Origin of the sequence: Floridaenema fluviatile BLCC-F154 (genome assembly GCF_041929135.1) — a bacterium.
Lineage (GTDB): Bacteria > Cyanobacteriota > Cyanobacteriia > Cyanobacteriales > Aerosakkonemataceae > Floridanema > Floridanema fluviatile.
Map to the genome: position 1 here is coordinate 138078 of NZ_JBHFNS010000070.1, position 17173 is coordinate 155250.

General features: G+C 42.7%; 16 protein-coding genes. 8 read left to right on the plus strand and 8 right to left on the minus strand.

The features are described 5' to 3' along the window. Window positions 1-2 precede the first annotated feature (2 nt). From ACE1B6_RS18695 to ACE1B6_RS18710, 4 genes are all read left to right on the plus strand, one after another. Window positions 3-707, plus strand: a complete 705-nt coding sequence (locus ACE1B6_RS18695) for a type IV pilus modification PilV family protein (RefSeq protein WP_413258762.1) — start codon at window positions 3-5, stop codon at window positions 705-707. A gap of 150 nt (window positions 708-857) precedes the next feature. Next, window positions 858-1925 (plus strand): prepilin-type N-terminal cleavage/methylation domain-containing protein, encoded by a 1068-nt coding sequence (locus tag ACE1B6_RS18700; protein WP_413258763.1) that lies wholly within the window; start codon window positions 858-860, stop codon window positions 1923-1925. 83 nt (window positions 1926-2008) lie between these two features. Further along, the gene (locus ACE1B6_RS18705; protein WP_413258764.1) at window positions 2009-2617 is read left to right on the plus strand and encodes a pilus assembly FimT family protein; all 609 of its coding nucleotides are present in this window, start codon (window positions 2009-2011) and stop codon (window positions 2615-2617) included. Window positions 2618-2747: 130 nt separating this feature from the next. Then, window positions 2748-3278: a pilus assembly FimT family protein gene (locus ACE1B6_RS18710; protein WP_413258765.1), complete on the plus strand. Its 531-nt coding sequence runs from the start codon at window positions 2748-2750 to the stop codon at window positions 3276-3278. A gap of 145 nt (window positions 3279-3423) precedes the next feature. On the opposite strand, the gene glgB is transcribed toward ACE1B6_RS18710, so the two are convergent. The 3 genes from glgB to ACE1B6_RS18725 form a co-directional block, all read right to left on the minus strand. Next, window positions 3424-5736: a 1,4-alpha-glucan branching enzyme gene (gene glgB, locus ACE1B6_RS18715; protein ID WP_413258766.1), complete on the minus strand. Its 2313-nt coding sequence runs from the start codon at window positions 5734-5736 to the stop codon at window positions 3424-3426. Window positions 5737-5872: 136 nt separating this feature from the next. After that, window positions 5873-6184 carry a hypothetical protein gene (locus tag ACE1B6_RS18720; protein WP_413258767.1) on the minus strand — a complete coding sequence of 104 codons (312 nt, stop codon included), beginning with the start codon at window positions 6182-6184 and terminating at the stop codon, window positions 5873-5875. Between the two features lie 16 nt (window positions 6185-6200). After that, on the minus strand, window positions 6201-6878 hold the full coding sequence (locus ACE1B6_RS18725) for a glutathione S-transferase family protein (protein ID WP_413258768.1): 678 nt from the start codon (window positions 6876-6878) through the stop codon (window positions 6201-6203). 151 nt (window positions 6879-7029) lie between these two features. Here ACE1B6_RS18725 and ACE1B6_RS18730 point away from each other — a divergent pair, with 151 nt between their 5' ends. The 3 genes from ACE1B6_RS18730 (at window position 7030) to ACE1B6_RS18740 (ending at window position 9868) form a co-directional block, all read left to right on the plus strand. After that, window positions 7030-7290 carry a hypothetical protein gene (locus ACE1B6_RS18730; protein WP_413258769.1) on the plus strand — a complete coding sequence of 87 codons (261 nt, stop codon included), beginning with the start codon at window positions 7030-7032 and terminating at the stop codon, window positions 7288-7290. A gap of 222 nt (window positions 7291-7512) precedes the next feature. Next, complete coding sequence (locus ACE1B6_RS18735) at window positions 7513-7953, plus strand: hypothetical protein (protein WP_413258770.1); 441 nt, start codon at window positions 7513-7515, stop codon at window positions 7951-7953. Window positions 7954-8080: 127 nt separating this feature from the next. Beyond that, window positions 8081-9868 carry a peptidoglycan D,D-transpeptidase FtsI family protein gene (locus ACE1B6_RS18740; RefSeq protein ID WP_413258771.1) on the plus strand — a complete coding sequence of 596 codons (1788 nt, stop codon included), beginning with the start codon at window positions 8081-8083 and terminating at the stop codon, window positions 9866-9868. Window positions 9869-9870: 2 nt separating this feature from the next. Here the strand turns inward: ACE1B6_RS18740 and ACE1B6_RS18745 are convergent, their stop codons facing one another. The 4 genes from ACE1B6_RS18745 to ACE1B6_RS18760 form a co-directional block, all read right to left on the minus strand. Further along, the gene (locus tag ACE1B6_RS18745) at window positions 9871-11997 is read right to left on the minus strand and encodes a thioredoxin domain-containing protein (RefSeq protein WP_413258772.1); all 2127 of its coding nucleotides are present in this window, start codon (window positions 11995-11997) and stop codon (window positions 9871-9873) included. Window positions 11998-12061: 64 nt separating this feature from the next. Continuing rightward, window positions 12062-12259 (minus strand): hypothetical protein, encoded by a 198-nt coding sequence (locus ACE1B6_RS18750; RefSeq protein ID WP_413258773.1) that lies wholly within the window; start codon window positions 12257-12259, stop codon window positions 12062-12064. Between the two features lie 103 nt (window positions 12260-12362). After that, on the minus strand, window positions 12363-13325 hold the full coding sequence (cbiB, locus tag ACE1B6_RS18755; protein WP_413258774.1) for an adenosylcobinamide-phosphate synthase CbiB: 963 nt from the start codon (window positions 13323-13325) through the stop codon (window positions 12363-12365). A 12-nt stretch (window positions 13326-13337) separates the two neighbouring features. Next, window positions 13338-13781: an Rrf2 family transcriptional regulator gene (locus tag ACE1B6_RS18760; RefSeq protein ID WP_413258775.1), complete on the minus strand. Its 444-nt coding sequence runs from the start codon at window positions 13779-13781 to the stop codon at window positions 13338-13340. A gap of 443 nt (window positions 13782-14224) precedes the next feature. Between ACE1B6_RS18760 and ACE1B6_RS18765 the strand changes: the two genes are divergently transcribed. After that, window positions 14225-14623 carry an AbrB family transcriptional regulator gene (locus ACE1B6_RS18765; RefSeq protein WP_413258776.1) on the plus strand — a complete coding sequence of 133 codons (399 nt, stop codon included), beginning with the start codon at window positions 14225-14227 and terminating at the stop codon, window positions 14621-14623. Between the two features lie 462 nt (window positions 14624-15085). Here the strand turns inward: ACE1B6_RS18765 and ACE1B6_RS18770 are convergent, their stop codons facing one another. Next, entirely contained in the window at window positions 15086-17026 is a 1941-nt protein-coding gene (locus ACE1B6_RS18770; protein WP_413258777.1) for a chloride channel protein, read from the minus strand. Window positions 17027-17173: the final 147 nt, after the last annotated feature.

Here is a 17173-nt window from a genome sequence, read left to right on the forward strand (position 1 = left end):
GTATGTTGAGAAATACAGGTCAATTGAAAAAGAAAATTCCACCTATCTTGGGATTAGCCAAAGCCATCAGATTGCGTGAGAAAAACTCCCAAGGGGGATTAAGCTTACTGGAAATTTTGGTTGCCATTGTGGTGATAAGTGCTGTGATTTCGGCGATTACCCCAGCAATATTTCTTTCAGTAGCGTCTCGCGTCCAAAACCGTCGAGCGCAACAAGCACAGCAGTTAGCTAATGGGGCAGTCGATCGAGTCCGGCGTTTAGTAGCTAGCACATCTTATAGTGAAGAAGCTCTTAAGCGTGTAGTACCAGTTACAGTTGGTGGAGAACTCCAAGCATCAGACGTTCAACCTTCAGACAAGGATCAGTTGGTTGACTTGGACGGCGACACAATACCGGATTTTCGGGTACAAGTATTTCGCACTACTCTCAATGAGATAAAAGACCAGGATGGCAAAGGCAAACCCGTAATTTTCAAATTAGGAGTGCGAGTATACTTCCTTTTCCCTAATCAACAAAACCCACCTCTTCTGAAAGAACCTGCATCCCTAAAAATGACCAGTGGAATGGGCTGGAAAGACAAGGATGGGAGAATTCGTCCCCTAGCAGTTGCCTATACAACCATTGCCCAAGGCGACAACCCCGATGCTTTGTGTTATCTGGGTCAATCGCTAGGTAAATCTTTTGAGCAACAATGTCCAACGAAGTAAAATTCTCATGACCAATTAATTTTGTAGGGTGCGTCAGACCGCAAAACTTTCCAGCTTCTAAACTTTGAGGTTTTTTTGAAGCACCCTACATAGGAACACAATTTGTAAATCCTTTATCAATCAAACTTTGGATAATGTAACTGAAGAACTATGAAAGCAAAATTCTGGAAATTTCTCTTAAATCGATTTCAGCTTACTTCCAAAAAACGACAAAAAGCTGGATTCACTCTCCTTGAACTTCTGATTTCAACTATTATCGGTTTCATAATTATTACGGCTCTGCTATCCTTTATAGTCGATTTGTTACAAACAGACCGAAAAGAGTTTGCAAATTCGGAAACCCAAAGAGAAATGCAGATGGCGCTAGATTTTATCGCCGACGATCTGCGTGAGGCTGTTTATATTTACGATAATACCGAACAATCAAGAAAAGTAGAGGCAGTAACAGCTGATTCTTTAAAGAATGTATTAGGGTTTCCTAATGAATATAGACCTATTTTGGCTTTTTGGAAAGTAGAGCGGATACCGTATAATAATCCTGAAGATACGGAGATTAATTGTGGTGGCTCAGATGAGTGCAAAACACTAGAAATTAGGCGGCGCTCTTACACTTTAGTAGTTTACTTCCAAGTAAAAAACCCACCTAACGATCCCAAGTGGAAAGGTAAATCTCGAATTGTACGATATGCTCTGCGTAAGTATAAAGATGTGAATTCATTAGCATATAACAATGGTTATGCAGACCCTAAAGGAAAAGATAGTAAAACCGGAAAATATACTAGCCCTGCATTATGGCCTTTTGATGTTAGTGGATCTGGAAAGATTTCAACGGGGGGAAGTCCAGAATTTCCACCAGGAGGGCCACCAGTGTTGGTTGATTTTGTAGACGATCCAAATATAGCTCCGATACAAGCCAATGAAGAAATGAAAACTTGTAACTCTAATAATGAGAATAGCCCTCTTTTTACTCCTCCAGGTGAAGATCCACATTACAAGCGCGTGCCAGAAAAAGCAGATGATTCTTCTTCTAGCTTTTTCGTTTGTGTCAAAACAGTTGATTCAGTAAAATTGGGAGCTAATCAAGATGCAATTATCTATTTACGGGGTAATGTAGATGGAAAAGTACCGGGTCAGAAAACTAGCAAATCTAACCCATTAATAACGCTAAGAACACAAGCATTTGCTCGTGGGGTAATTGATAAGATTATTGGTGAATAGTCTGAGCATCAAACATAGACAATTTATGTGGTGTCGAGGAAAATTCTTATTTAGATAATGCAACTTAATAAGAGGGTATTTTCATGCTGAAACTTAAAAAGAATCGCAGAAAAATTAGCTTGGGTTTAAACCAGCCAAATGCAGGTTTTACCCTGATAGAAATGGTAGTAATTATCGTATTAATAGGTGTTTTAGCAACAATAGGTGCTAACAGTTGGCTGGGATTTTTAAGCAGACAAAGACTGAGTAGCGCACAAACGGAAGCAGTAACCATCATTCGGGATGCCCAAGCAAAAGCTAAACAGAAAGCAATAGTTTACACAGCTTGCTTTAGAGATGATGGCAAAAAAGTTCAATGGCAAGTAGCTCGTGTAAACGCCAACGAATGCGGCAAAATTCAGGGTTGGAATAATTTGAGTGGGTCAGATGCTAATACAATTGCTATCGATCCTGCTAATTCTAAGTCTTCAGACTCAAGTTCTGGAATTTACTACACCTTCTCTTTTAGAGAAAAAGGCTGGGTGCAGCCAAAGCCAAATCCTTCTGTGAATCCCGACACAATCGATAATAGTGTAGACCAGGGAAAAATCACCTTCATTACTAGAAATCAACCTCAAGCTTCTAAACGCTGCGTTGCCCTTGCTACATTACTCGGTAGTTTGCGTACAGCTAGCAATGACGAATGTAAATAATTCGGTTAAATTAACGGAAATCAACGAAAAAATGCCATTGCCATCTCAGCAGCAAATCAGTAAGCACACGGTTGGGAAAAAACGTACCTGAGCAGAAAATAAAAACAGGTGCGTTTACGATTTTAGTCAGATGAAATGGCAAACTTGTAAATCAAACTATGGATTTACCTTAATTGAGTTAATAGTTATTCTTGTAGTTATTGGGATATTAGCAGCGATCGCTACCCCGATTTGGCTAGCATTCCTAAATCGATTAGCCTTAAACACAGCCCAAGCCGAAGCCTTAACCATCATCAGAGAAGCCCAAAGCCAAGCCAAAACCAAACAACGCTACTGGGAAGCCAGTTTTCGCCAAAAAGACGGGCGAGTGCAATGGTCACTTCATCCAGAAAATAGCTTAGAAAATACCTGGGTGTGGAATAGCCTGAAAAACGAAAACTCTCATAGAATTGCGATCGATCCATCCAACACCACCTTCAAACAAGAAAACGGAGCCTATAGCATCCGCTTCCAAAACAAAGGCTGGGTCATCCCCCCACTAGGTAGAATCACCTTCATTACCCCCAACAACAACTCAGTAAAAGCACCGAAACGTTGCGTTTGGGTATCCACCTACTTAGGAGCCATCCGCACCCAAAGCGACCAAGGATGCCAAAACTAAAAAAAGCGATCGTCGTATCAACTTCACTCATCCAATTTAACTCCATAGTCGATTTTAATCGACATCGAGCTATTAGCCTGGAGAGCATCCCAATTATTTCCAAAATTGGGATACTTCCTTAGCCTCGCTAATACAAACTAACTCCCTACGACTCAGTAGCCTCCACATCCAACACTTCTTGTTCGATCGCCGCCGAACGTTCCAACTTCAAAATCAACACACCCAAAGGCGGCAAACACAAATCCACTGAGTAAGGCTGATTATGATACCACCAATCATCAGTCCACTTACCCCCTAAATTCCCCATATTGCTCCCACCATACTTCCGAGCATCGCTATTAAACAACTCCTTGTAAAAACCAGCTTCCGGCACACCAACTCGGTAATGGCTATGAGGTTGCGGCGTAAAATTACACACCGTCACAATAAACTCATCAGAATCCTTAGCACGACGGATAAACGAAACCACACTATGACGATTATCGCTACAATCAATCCACTGGAACCCAGCTTCACTAAAATCCTGCGTATATAAAGCAGGTTCGCTTTGATACAAATGATTCAACTCCGTCATAAACAACTTCAATTCCTTATGACGGTCATATTGCAACAAATGCCACTCCAAATCCGCCCAAACATTCCACTCACTCCACTGACCAAACTCCATCCCCATAAACAGAGTCTTCTTCCCAGGATGAGCATACATATAAGTCAGCAACGCCCGGACACCAGCCATCTTCTGCCAATCATCCCCGTGCATCTTGCCAACTAACGGACTCTTACCATGCACCACCTCATCATGAGACAGCGCCAACATGAAATTCTCGCTGTGGTGATACCAAATACTAAAAGTCAAATTATTTTGGTGGAACTGCCGGAACCAAGGGTCCATGTGGAAATAATCCAAAGTATCGTGCATCCACCCCATGTTCCACTTCAAATTAAAGCCCAAACCACCCACATAAGTTGGCCAAGACACCATCGGCCAAGAAGTAGACTCCTCAGCGATCGACAGAATTCCAGGGAAATAACTAAAAATGACATGGTTCATTTGGCGCAGAAAATCCGCACCCTCAATATTTTCACAACCACCATACTGATTAGCCACCCATTCCCCATCAGGACGACAATAATTCAGGTAAATAATCGAAGCCACCGCATCCACCCGAATTCCATCAATATGGTACTTATCAAACCAAAACAGCGCATTCGCCACCAAGAAATTCCGCACCTCGTTGCGACCATAGTTAAACACCAAAGTCCCCCAACCCTTGTGCTCTCCCTTCCGGGGGTCAGCGTGTTCGTACAAATGCGTCCCATCAAAGAAAGCCAAACCATGACCATCCTTGGGGAAATGTCCCGGCACCCAGTCCACAATCACCCCAATATCATTCTCATGGCACTTATCCACAAAATACATGAAATCTTGCGGCTTACCAAAACGAGAAGTCGGCGCATAAAACCCAGTCACCTGATAACCCCAAGAACCATCAAAAGGATGTTCCGCCACAGGCAACAACTCAATATGAGTAAAACCCAACTCCTTCACATAAGGAATCAAATAATCCGCCAACTCCCGATAAGTGAGGAACCGCGCCCCAGGTCTAAGTTCCGAAGTAATAACTACAGGTTCACTTTCCCCATTAGGCAACCGCGCAGGTTCATCCGAAGAAGCGTGCAACCAAGAACCCAAATGACATTCATAAACCGCTATTGGTTGATTCAAAGGCTCAGTATAACGCCGCTTTTCCATCCATTCCTGGTCATTCCAGGTGTAAGTACTTAAATCTGTGACAATAGAAGCGGTTTTCGGGCGAACTTCCTGTTGATAACCATAAGGGTCGCTTTTCTCGTAAATATGACCTGCGTGATTTTTAATCTCAAACTTGTAATGCTCTCCCACACCCACATCAGGGATAAACAGTTCCCAAATCCCATTTACCCGCCTTGCCATCTGATGTTTGCGCCCATCCCACCAGTTGAAATCACCCAATAAAGAAACATTTCGCGCATTTGGTGCCCAAACCGCAAAATATACACCTTTAACCCCGTTGACTTCGGTTAAGTGTGCGCCTAACTTTTCATAAATTCGGTGATGATTTCCTTCGCCAAACAGATGAATATCAAAATCTGTGATATGGGGAGAACGGAAAGCATAAGGATCGTATATTACGCTTTCATGTTCCCCTTCTTTGACCCGCAATTGATAGTTGGCTAGCTCTGGCACATCAAGAACACATTCAAAAAAGTGGGCATGATGTACAGACTGCATCGGATAATCTTTTCTTTGTTCCGGCAGACGTACCCAAACTGCATCAGCATTGGGCAAGTAGCTCCGCACCACCCAGACGGTTTTGCCATTCTGTTCTATTGTATGAGGCCCTAGTACTTCAAAGGGGTCATGATGCTGATTCCAAACAATTTTGTCAATCTGTTCTGGGGCAATGGTTATGGACATGAGGCTACCTACCTAAATATCGACTTAACTAACTTGGTTTGAACAGGAGAGTGGTCTAAGGATAGTTTATATTTATAAACATTTTTTTACACAGATTCCGCCAGAAAGACACTTTGTTGTAGAGACTTTAGTCGAATTAAAAATCTAAAAACGGCAGAACTAAACGAATTTGGGAACGAAGACGCAGTAGGAAAATCAAATGCTTAATCTCACGACTAACCATCGGTTGAGGTGGGGAATCTAATTGCAGAGATGCCTGTAACTCAGCATATTCAGCTGCACTCAAAAGTTTACCATCGATCGGACTTCGCCCCTCAGTAATTATCTCCGTTCGCAAAATCTCTTCCGGTATATCCTCCGGCGGCGGTAATGCTTGCACTACACTGGCAGAAAATAGCCACCAAGGTACAACACCACCTAAAATCACCCTCTTTTCCCATCTCCTCATTTGTCCACCCGCTCCTCTACCGTTCTACCTCAACTAATCCCGGTGGCAACGGCTCTCGACAAATTTCATGAATTTCTTTTATCCTCTCAAATAACCAAGGATATTCCTGTCGATACTCAGGAATTAAAGCCAAAGGACTCAACAAAGCCGCTGCTGCTATATCCGCAACAGTTAAACTTTCTCCCACTAAATACGGACGTTCCTGCCAAGGTTGTAATACCGCTAATGCCAACTTAATGCGTTCTTTCGCCAGATGCACCGTAGCGGCATTAATCTGATACTGACGACGCACCACTTGAATTAAAATTTGGCTAGACCAAGAAGGATCGATTTGCTTACCAACTCCGGCTCGAAAATCATAATAAACAAATCTAGTCGCAGTGCCAATACTTTCATCCAACCAATCTTCTAACATCCAAGCCGCCGTTTGTTGCTCTGGTGGGGGTAATAAACTTGGTTGCGATCGGTAGGATTCCAAAAACTTCAATATTTCGGTAGAATCTGCGATGTACTCAGCTTTACCCGACTCTCGTGGCAATAGCACTGGTACAGTACTTAAACCCGTCATTGGTTTGAGCTTTAACCGATGCAATCCCGGCGTTAAATTCTCAACTTTGTAGCTAATTCCTTTATATCCCAATGCCAAACGCGCCTTACGACAGTAATGGGAAGTACTAAATTGAAGTAAAAGCATTCAGAAAACAGCTACTATCACTTAATCCAAAATTGGTCAAGGGTAAAGGTTTTTTCTGCCTTTTCCCTTGTACCTGTCACCAAAAAACTCATCGAAAAAGGCAGAACTCCTTCCCATGAGAGAAATTTTCGCCTAACGCAGCGAATAATTCTTGTTAACCAAAAATAAATTTTTAGCCACTGTAGCTAATGAAGAGTTAGCAATTCCTTATGGACTTGCGGGAGTTCCTGCTGGAGTTGTCGGCGTTGCTGCTGGAGTTGCTGGAGTTGCTGGCGCTACAGGAGTTGCTGGAGTTGTTGGTGTTGCTGGTGTTTCTGTTGCTTGCTCACCACAAGCTGCCAAAGTAAAAGCCAAGCCAAGTCCGAAAGCCACAGTCAAAAATTTTTTCTTCATACACTCCTCACTGAGTTAGTTAGTGCAGATTGAATTACCTGCTAGATCATGATAATAACATCGACAGTCTAACCGTCAAGCTGACGCTGTGATGGAAGATCTTGCTGCTTGACAGTCTCACCCTCAAGCTAAGCCGTCGCAAATTATAACACAGTACAAGTCTGCTAGATCTAAAAATTGAGTTTTGTCAAGTTAATCTAGCTATGATTAAGTCTGGATAAATGAATTGGAGAAGCGAAATATGTCAGTTGCACCTAAATCGAAAATTTCGTCACAAAGGTTAGCAAAATTCAAAATTAATTCTTTGTCAGAAACGGCACCAATTTGGGTGCAATGGTTAATACAATCCCAGAGATACACCTCAGCGATCGCTTTTATTTTAATCAGTGCTACACTTTCATCTTATGCTGCCATAGTTTATTCCCAACAACTGTGGAATCAGGAATACCAAAAACTGCAATCCCTGCAAAGAAAAGAACGCGAACTAACCACAGCCGGAGAACTCCGAAAAAATCAACTTGCCGAAACAGCCATCACTCCCAATCAAGGATTAGTAGCTCCCAGCCCAGAAAATAGCCTATTCTTAGAAGCAGCACCTCAAAGACCAGCAAACAAAATTACTAAGTCCCCGATTAAATCCTCTCCTGTGCCTCAAAATAATCCCACTCCTTTAGGATACTAATGAGCTTGATTAGAATGTTGAAACAGTGATTTCCGCTACTTTAGAGTCAAAGAGTTTAGTATTGCCATGTTTTTGTTAATGGCAGTACAATAATCAGACTAAATCTAATCCTTCCTACTTTACTGGTATGAAACGCCTGGGCGCAAATTATCTACCATCTATAATTAAAGACCCAAAAGAAATTCGCTTAGTAGTAGTGTGGATAATTTTGTTTTTGGGAGGATTAGGATTGTGCTGGAATTTATTTCGCTTGCAAGTTGTCCGCGGCCCCTTTTTAGAGCGTTATGCTAGACAGCAGCAAGAAATTACCCTGCGTCCCTTTGTGCCGCGGCGTAGCATTGTCGATCGCAACAATAACGTATTAGCGGTCGATCGTCCAGCCTACACCCTCTACGCTCACCCGAAAATTTTCCGCAGACAAACCAAAGAAGAAATAGCCAACCAACTAGCCCCCATCATCGGCATACCAGCCACCGAACTCCTGCAAAAATTTAACAGCGCCCCTAGCGGCATTCGGATTAAAGACGGAATCTTACAAGAAGTAGCCGATAAAATCATAGCCATCAGACAAGACGGCTTAGAACTAATTCAAAACTACTCCCGCCTTTATCCCGCACAAGAAACCGCAGCTGATATAGTCGGTTACGTCGATGCCAATCATAAAGGACAAGCAGGTTTAGAATACAGCCGAGAAACCATCCTAGAACGTTCCTTAAAAGTACTCAGATTAAATCGGGCTGGTAATGGTGCAGTCATGCCAGACCATGCCCCAGAAGGCTTATTAAACGCTGATGATACCCATTTAAGACTAACCATCGATGTCCGGCTACAACGTGCCGCCCGTGAAGCTTTAAAAATAAAAATGGCAGAATACAAAGCTAAACGAGGTACAGTAATTGTCATGGATGCAAGGGACGGTTCCTTGCTAGCATTAGTTGCCGAACCTACCTACAATCCCAACGAATTTTATAAATACGACAAATCTCTCTACAAAAACTGGGCAGTAACAGACCTCTACGAACCAGGTTCTACCTTCAAACCGATTAATGTTGCGATTGCCCTAGAAAGTAAATCCATTCAACCCGACAGCGTTTTCCAAGACAGCGGCGCGATTAAAGTTAGTAAAAAAGTGATTAGAAATGCTGGCGGCGCAGGACATGGCAGAATCAACGTAACGAAAATTGTCCAAGTTTCCAGCAACGTTGGCATGGTACAAATGATGCAAACTCTCAAACCCAAAGACTACCATAGCTGGTTAAAACGTCTGGGAGTAGGTTCATCCTTGGAAAGCGACCTTCCTTTTCGAGCCGTTAGCAAACTCAAGTCAGAGCAAACTTTTACTACTTTACCCATTGAACCTGCTACGGCTGCTTTCGGTCAAGGTTTCTCGATTACTCCCTTGCACTTAGTCCGCATGACCGCTACCCTGGCTAACGGTGGCAAATTAGTCACTCCTCATGTAATTAAAGGTTTATATAACTCCAAAAACGAACTCACCTGGGAACCTACATTACCGCCACCGAAAGCTGTCTTCTCCCCAACTACTGCTAAAACAGTGGCAGAAATGATGGAAAGCGTAGTCAAAAATGGAACTGGTAGAGCCGCTCAAATTCCCGGTTATCGAATTGGTGGTAAAACAGGTACAGCCCAAAAAGCTAGTCCTAAAGGTGGTTACAGCGATGCAAAAGTGACCAGTTTTGTGGCTATTTTGCCTTTAGAATCTCCTCGTTACGTAGTCGCAGCAGTGGTAGATGAACCAAAAGACGGTTCTGGTGCTTCTGTAGCCGCCCCAGTGGTGAAATCAGTTATGCAATCTTTAATCAATATCGAAAGAATTCCCCCCTCTAATCCCAAGGTTTTGGAAACTTCTTCTTCCAATGAGGCAGGGGAGCAGGGGAGAATGGATTTGGATTGAACTTATCCTCTACTTAAACTTTGCTGGATTTTTTGCCATAGGTGTTCGTGGGTTTTTGAGGGTTCTGTACAACTGAGTCCTTGGCAAACTAAGCCTACGGTTCCGGGTGGGAGTTTGTCTGTCAAAATGATGACAGCGGTGGGGAGATATTGTGGTTTGAGAAATTTTAATTCTTCGCTATTGGTGCGAATTAAGGTGTGGTTACGATACCAGTCTAAGGCGGTGAAGAGGCTGGGGCAAGCTGAGGGGGATTTGTTCATGATTTCGCTAAAGGCTTGGAGGGCTTGCTCGGCGAGATCGAGATATGTTAAATCTTCAGTTAACAAAGCTAATCTGACTAAGTTAGCGATCGCAATTCCATTAGCAGAAGGAGTAGCATTATCAATATAACTCCTCTCTCTAACCAACAAGTTATTACTCGCATCACTGGCAGTATTGAAATAACCCCCTAATTCCACACTCCACAAAAATTCATCGAATTCATTTTGCACCTGTTGGGCTTTTTCTAACCAAAATTCCGCGTTTTCTGACTCAACTCCTAATGTAGCTTGGTGCAAATCTAACAGTGCTTTAATGAAAAAAGCATAATCCTCAGACTGCGCGGAAACTGCTACTTCCCCTTCATAATTAACCCGGTGAAAACGGTCTTTTACCCATTGATTTTCTAAAATAAACTTAGCCGCCTGAATCGCAGGATTTAAATAATTTTCTTCTGCAAACACAGCCGCAGCCCTAGCTAAACCTGAAATCATTAAACTATTCCAAGCCACAATCATCTTCGTATCTGTGACTGGAGGAATTCTTCCCGCCCATTTTTTCGTCTTTGCTTCGTGATTATTTCGGGCAGGTGGAAAAGTTTTTAATTCGTCGGGTTTAGCACCATAACGAACAACGAATAACTTAGTAAAAGCTGATTCTATTGTCAGGGCGGGTTTTGTTGTTAACTCTTCTGTTGCTTTCTCAGATTTATCTGCTAAACCCGCCCCTACAGGACTAGGGTCACGCTTTTGTAAAACATTAGTTCCCTCAAAATTTCCTTCAGGTGTAACCGTGAAATACTGTTGAATTTCGGTTAATTCTTCTGGAGATAACAACTGCTGTAATTCTTCATAACTCCAGACATAAAAATCACCTTCTTCTGGTTCTAAATCTTCTGGGTCGTTAAAATTATCAGCATCTTGGGCAGCATAGAAATAACCTTCAGGGGCAGTCATTTCCCTAGTTAACCATTGTGTTGTCAGGGAAATTGCCCTTTCAAAAGCAACCTCTTTCACTCCCAAAGCCGACAAATTTGCCAAATATTCGACAATTTGACCATTATCGTAAAGCATTTTTTCAAAGTGCGGCACAGTCCAAGTCCCGTCAACTGTGTAGCGATGAAAACCACCAGCTACATGATCGAAAATGCCTCCCAATGCCAAATCTAAACCTCGCTTAGTGCAAAGCTGTTTTACCGGATACTTGCTAGCTAAGTTAAATCTGCTACTTCGCAAAGCTACTTCTGCGTAAGGAATCATCGGAAAATTTGGCCCAGAACCGCTGTGACTCAAAACACCCGTATTGGTTTCTAAACCTTTACCGAGTAAAGCGGTATTTATTTCTACATTAGGAGAAGATACCATACTGGCTGATTGCTGCAAATAACCGAGAATTTCGGAAGTGACAGAATCAACTTTGGCTTTTTCCGTGTCGTAGTGACGGCGAATCGCTTGGAGAACTTGCAAAAATCCTGGTCTTCCGTAGCGAGGTTCTACGGGAAAATAAGTGCCACCATAAAAAGGTACTAAAGTATGAGGGTCTAAAAAGACATTTAAAGGCCAACCGCCTTGCCCTGTCATCATTTGTAGCCCTTGCATATAGATGCTATCTATGTCGGGTCGTTCTTCGCGATCGACCTTAATAGCGATAAAATTATCATTCATGTACTCGGCAATACTTTGGTCAGAAAATGCCTCTCCTTCCATGACAGTACACCAATGGCAGCTAGAGTAACCGATCGAAAGGAAAATCGGTTGATTTTCCTGACGGGCAACTTGCAAAGCTTCATCGCACCAAGACCACCAGTTGATTGGATTTTCGGCGTGTTTGCGAAGGTAAAGACTGGGAGATTGGGCAAGGCGATTGGTCATGATTGCTTCCTGTGACGTTGAGCTTCTTTAGAAGTTTAACGTGCAGGTTAGCGGATCGTAGGTATTATTCAATTCGATTATCTAATTGTTTGGTAAAGCGATCGTTTAAGCGATCGACCCAGCGATAGAGTAAAGTTATTGAAGTTTTGCTAGCGTGGGATATTCTGGCTGAAGTAATAGTAGAAAAATTGGGCGAACTAGTTGAGGCTAGCACTTTAATTAATATTGTCAGAATTACAGCTTGCAATAATCTTTTTGGCATCACTCACTCCTCGTTGGCAGTTGGAAATACCGAAATTTGGTATTTCCAGTGGCGATTGTACTCAGGTGATAAGAGAACTGACAGGGAACTAGTTGAATTGTTCCTAAAACCAACTTAAAATTACTAGGGCAATCACCAACCAAATCAGGAAGCAACGTCTAGTCAGTCCTGTTGCTTGTTTAATTTTCTCAGCAGTAATTGGATAGATTGGATCTCCTAATAAAGGTTTTTGTTTCGCAACACCACGATACCAATTAGTACCTCCTAACTGTACGCCGAGCACAGCAGCATAAGCACATTCACTCCAGCCAGAATTAGGACTAGAATCTTTGACAGCATCCCGCTGACAGATTTGCCAAACATACCTTGGTCTACCGGATAAAATTGCTAGGGTAACAACTAATAATCGGCAAGGTACAAACGTGAGAATATCTTCTTGTTTTGCACTAAACCATCCTATATATATATAAGGATGTTGTCGATAACCTACCATTGAATCGAGAGTACTGGCAGCTTTATAAGCAAGTGCCAAAGGAACACTTCCCACTCCCGGTAAAAATGCACCTAAAATAGCATAAAACAGCGGTGCTAACACTCCGTCGGTAGCATTTTCAGTGACAGTTTCTAAAACTGCCCGCAAAATTTCTGTTTCGGTTAATTGATCGGTATCCCGACCAACATATCGACTTAAAATAGAACGGGTAGCAGCAATGTCTTGTTGGTTAAGTGTTTGCAATACTTCTTCTGCCGCTGTTCTTAAGCTACGTCCGGCAAAGCAACTTGCGAGCAGAATACTTGCTATTATGATTCCTAATAAAGGATGTAACCTTTGGGCAGCTTGGACGATTAACCAACCACCGATCGCGCTGCTAGTTACTAATCCGATACCTAATACTATGCCAGCGATTCGTTGTGCTAGAGGATGGTGCAAATATTTCTCAGTAAAGGTTTGAAAATTGTGAATTACCCAACCCATGAGGCGCACTGGATGAGGCCATCCCCAAGGATCTCCTATTAAATAGTCTAAGGTGGCAGCGATCGCCAGAATTACTTGATGATTGCTCAACTGATCTGATGACTAAACAACAAAACTTGTTTCTTCCCCTAATGCTGCTTGCCAACTTCGGGCATCATAGTATAAATCTTCTAAGGTGATACTGTACAGTGCTTCTTTTAATTTTTGATGCAATCGTCGCCAGATAGTAAACGTTACCCAATCTTCCGCTATTTTGGCATCGGGAGTGTGGCGGGGTAGCGGTTCAATTGTTTCTCCAACTGCCTCTAAAATTTGTCCTAATGAAATTCGATCGGGGGGATTAGCTAGTTTATATCCGCCTTGAGATCCGCGGACTGATTCTACTATCCCTGCCCGCCGCATTTCTATAAGTAATTTTTCTAAATATGGGGCGGGGATTTCTTGCCGTTGAGCGATCGCTTTCACAGAAGTCGGCCCATATCCAGGCTTTTGACTTAAATCTAACAGTGCCTTTACACTGTAATGTCCTTTAGTAGTCAGCTTCATCTTTAATTTACAATATCGAACAGTTTGAGGACTTTTCTGGGGAATAGACAAAACTCAGGGATCATACTGTGAGACAAGTTTTACTTATTAGATAACATCCGATCGGTAAGGGTGTTTTGTCTTACCTCAGCTTTACTCCTAGTAAAACGATTTATTGGAGAATTTATTTTAATAACCACCCTCCATAAGATAGATGTAGGTGTTGCGATCGATCCTCTGACATTCTCCATCTAGTTTCTCTCACCCTCCCTTACCTAGTCAGCTGATTAATCTGAAGCAAAATATCATCAATATTTACCGTTACTATCTTGAACAATTGACAGCTAAGGATATAAGATAGATGTGTGAGTTGATAAAAAGCTATAGCTTCATAAGCAAAAGCAAAACACAACTCATGTAGGATACTATAAACTACTTGAAGTAATTCTTTTTGAGTCAAGTTAATGAATAAAGGCAAAAAGATCGAATCGTTAGTTGGCGAAGCTCTATTAAAGAAAGTCAAAGAGCTAGACAACCTAAGCAAAGAAGAAAAGGCGAAAGCCTGTGGCTACTACACAGTGACAAAAAATGGTGTAGAGCGTGTCAACATGATGAAATTCTTGAATGCTCTGATTGATGCCGAAGGCGTTCAGTTAGACAGCAAACAAGGTGGAAATGGTCGTGGCGGACGCAGTGCTAGCTATCGGATCAGCGTCCAATCTAACGGTAACTTATTAATTGGCTCGGCTTACACATCACAAATGGGTTTGAAGCCAGGAGATGAGTTTGAAATTTCTTTAGGACGTAAGCATATTCGCTTACGCCAAATTGATAGCGACGGCAATCCCGCTGAAGAGGAATAAATTCCTGTTGCAGCTAGACTGTAAAAGCAGACACCTTCAGCTTGAAAAAACTTTCGCTAGCTCTAGAAGCAAAAGTTTTCCCGAAAAGTTAGCTTTGATTCTTATTAGTAATCGATTAACCTGTGACAATGGGAATCACTGCATGAGGTGGCTGTAACGCCAAAAGGTAAAAAAAATTGGCTTAAGAGAGCTTAAATATTTCTAAGTTAAGAAAGCAAAGGCAAATTAAACTGCATCCTGAAAAAAGCTAGGAGAATAATTGCTGATGTGCGATCGCCATAAGCAAAATCTCCGCCAAATACCCAGCGAAGCCAAGCCTAAATCGAGAAAACTTTTCCCTAACTCCTGAAAAAGTTAACCTCAAAAGCGAGTGCTTCAGCAAAAAAAAGACCGGGAAGTTGCTTTTAGCTGTCCGGCTGAGCAATAATTCCCGATCGAATAAGGATACTTACTTCTTTGATTTTAATGGTGCAGTTGAGAAACGGTTTGCTTAACTTGAGATCCAGGCAACTCTTGAGCCAACATGGGCAAGTAGGGACTAATTGCTTGATGAGTAACTGCCACACTACAAGCCAAATTAATTCCATCCTGTTCCAGTAAACCTAAAACTTGCTGCGGACGATCTCGTGCCACCACTGGTAGCTGATGCAAACCACGCGCCGCCATGCGGGACAAAGCATCAGCAAGAGACTCATCTTGATAAGCGTAGAGTATCTCTCTGGTGCAAATATCAGCCAGCTTTTGGTCAAGGATATTATACCCAGAGAGACTGTTTTCGGCGCGTGCGATCGCCCGATTAATATCTTGCAAAGTCACTAAACCAATCAACTGCTCTTGGTCATCAACCACCAAAGCATTATGAGACTGATGATTAGTCAAAGAAACACCAGCTTGTAAAACTGGTAGAGAACCCGAAAGCAACAACTTAGGGGGCTGCATAGCCGCCGACACAGGCATTTTTTTTAAGACCTCAATATTTTGGTCTTTACTCAAATTTACACCCATCTGCTGAAGATTTAAAGCTTGAGTAGCACTTGGTTTAAGTAACTCCACCAACCACACACTTAAACCCACAGCAGCCATCAAAGGCAAAACAATCCGGTAATCTCGCGTTAACTCAAACAGCAACAAAATCGCCGTCAGCGGCGCACGCACGCTGCCAGCCAAAACCGCCGCCATCCCCACCATTGCATAAGCAGGAGGCCCCGCCATACTAGCACCCATTCCTGGCAACAGAATAGCCAGAGTTTTCCCATAAGCAGCCCCTAAAGAAGCCCCCAAAAACATCGCCGGAGCAAACACACCACCAACCAAACCGCTACCCACACTCAAAGCCGTCATTACCAGTTTCACCACCAGTAACACCACCAACAGCTGAAGAGAAAACTCCACATCTTGCAGCATCGCCTCCACAGTTTCATAGCCAATACCCAAAACTTGCGGCCATTTTAAAGCCACAATTCCCACACACAACCCACCAATTACCGGATGAACAAACCGGGGAATTTTACCCAACCAAGCAAAACCTTTAATATGTCCCCGAAAGCAACGTCCAGCAGTTTGAATAGCTTGAGTGTAAGTCAGGGATACCAGGCTAGCCAGTAAACCCAAACCCATGTACAAAGGCAACTCCAAAGGACTGCGAACCTCATAAACAGGCAAACTAAAAGCAGGTTGAGCCCCCAAACCAATTTGAGCAATTAAAGCCGAAACCACAGCAGCTAACAGAACAACGCTAACCGCAGAAGTGGCAAAAGTAGTTCCTAATACCACTTCTAAAGCAAAAAACACCCCTGCGATCGGCGCATTAAACCCCGCCGCCAAACCTGCCGCCGCCCCAGCACCTAAAAGTAACCGATGTCGTTCTTGAGAAACTTGGAGAACTTGACCGAGTAACATTCCGAAATTAGCGCCAATTTCCACACTTGGCCCTTCTGGACCCAAAGAAGCCCCAGTTCCCAAAGATACGGAAGCAGCGACCATTTTCGCCACTGGTCTAAGTTGGCGGGACATATCATTTAAGGAACCCTGAGTAGCTGCAATCATCGAAGAAATGCTAGGCCCTAAATCTTGCCAGCGCCAACGCATTAAACCGACAATTAAACCCCCAAGAGTAGGAACGCAAGCCAAAGTCCAAGCACCCCAACCAGAGATTAGTCCCATGAAATGTTCTAGGGTGAGACTGTGGATAAGTTCAATCAAATAGTGAAAAGTGACAATTCCCATGCCAGTTCCACCACCGATAAGTACTGCTAACAGCATGACTACAGTTTCTGGTGATGGCTGGAGGCGATTGAGAAGTCTTGTAAACAGGGGAGAAGAGTGAGAGATAGAATCAGAATTCGCCATATCTGGCAAAGGTTGTTGATTTACAGTTAAATCAACTGGAGGGATGGGAGTCATTATTTATAAAGGTGAGTATATAAAGTATTTAGAGAAAGCTTAAATTTTGTGACAGGCTTCTCATCTAGATTTTAACGATAATGGAAACTAAAAGTATGTAGTTTTGCCAGCCAACAAGGGTAAACTAGTGTTGTGGAATGATATGCA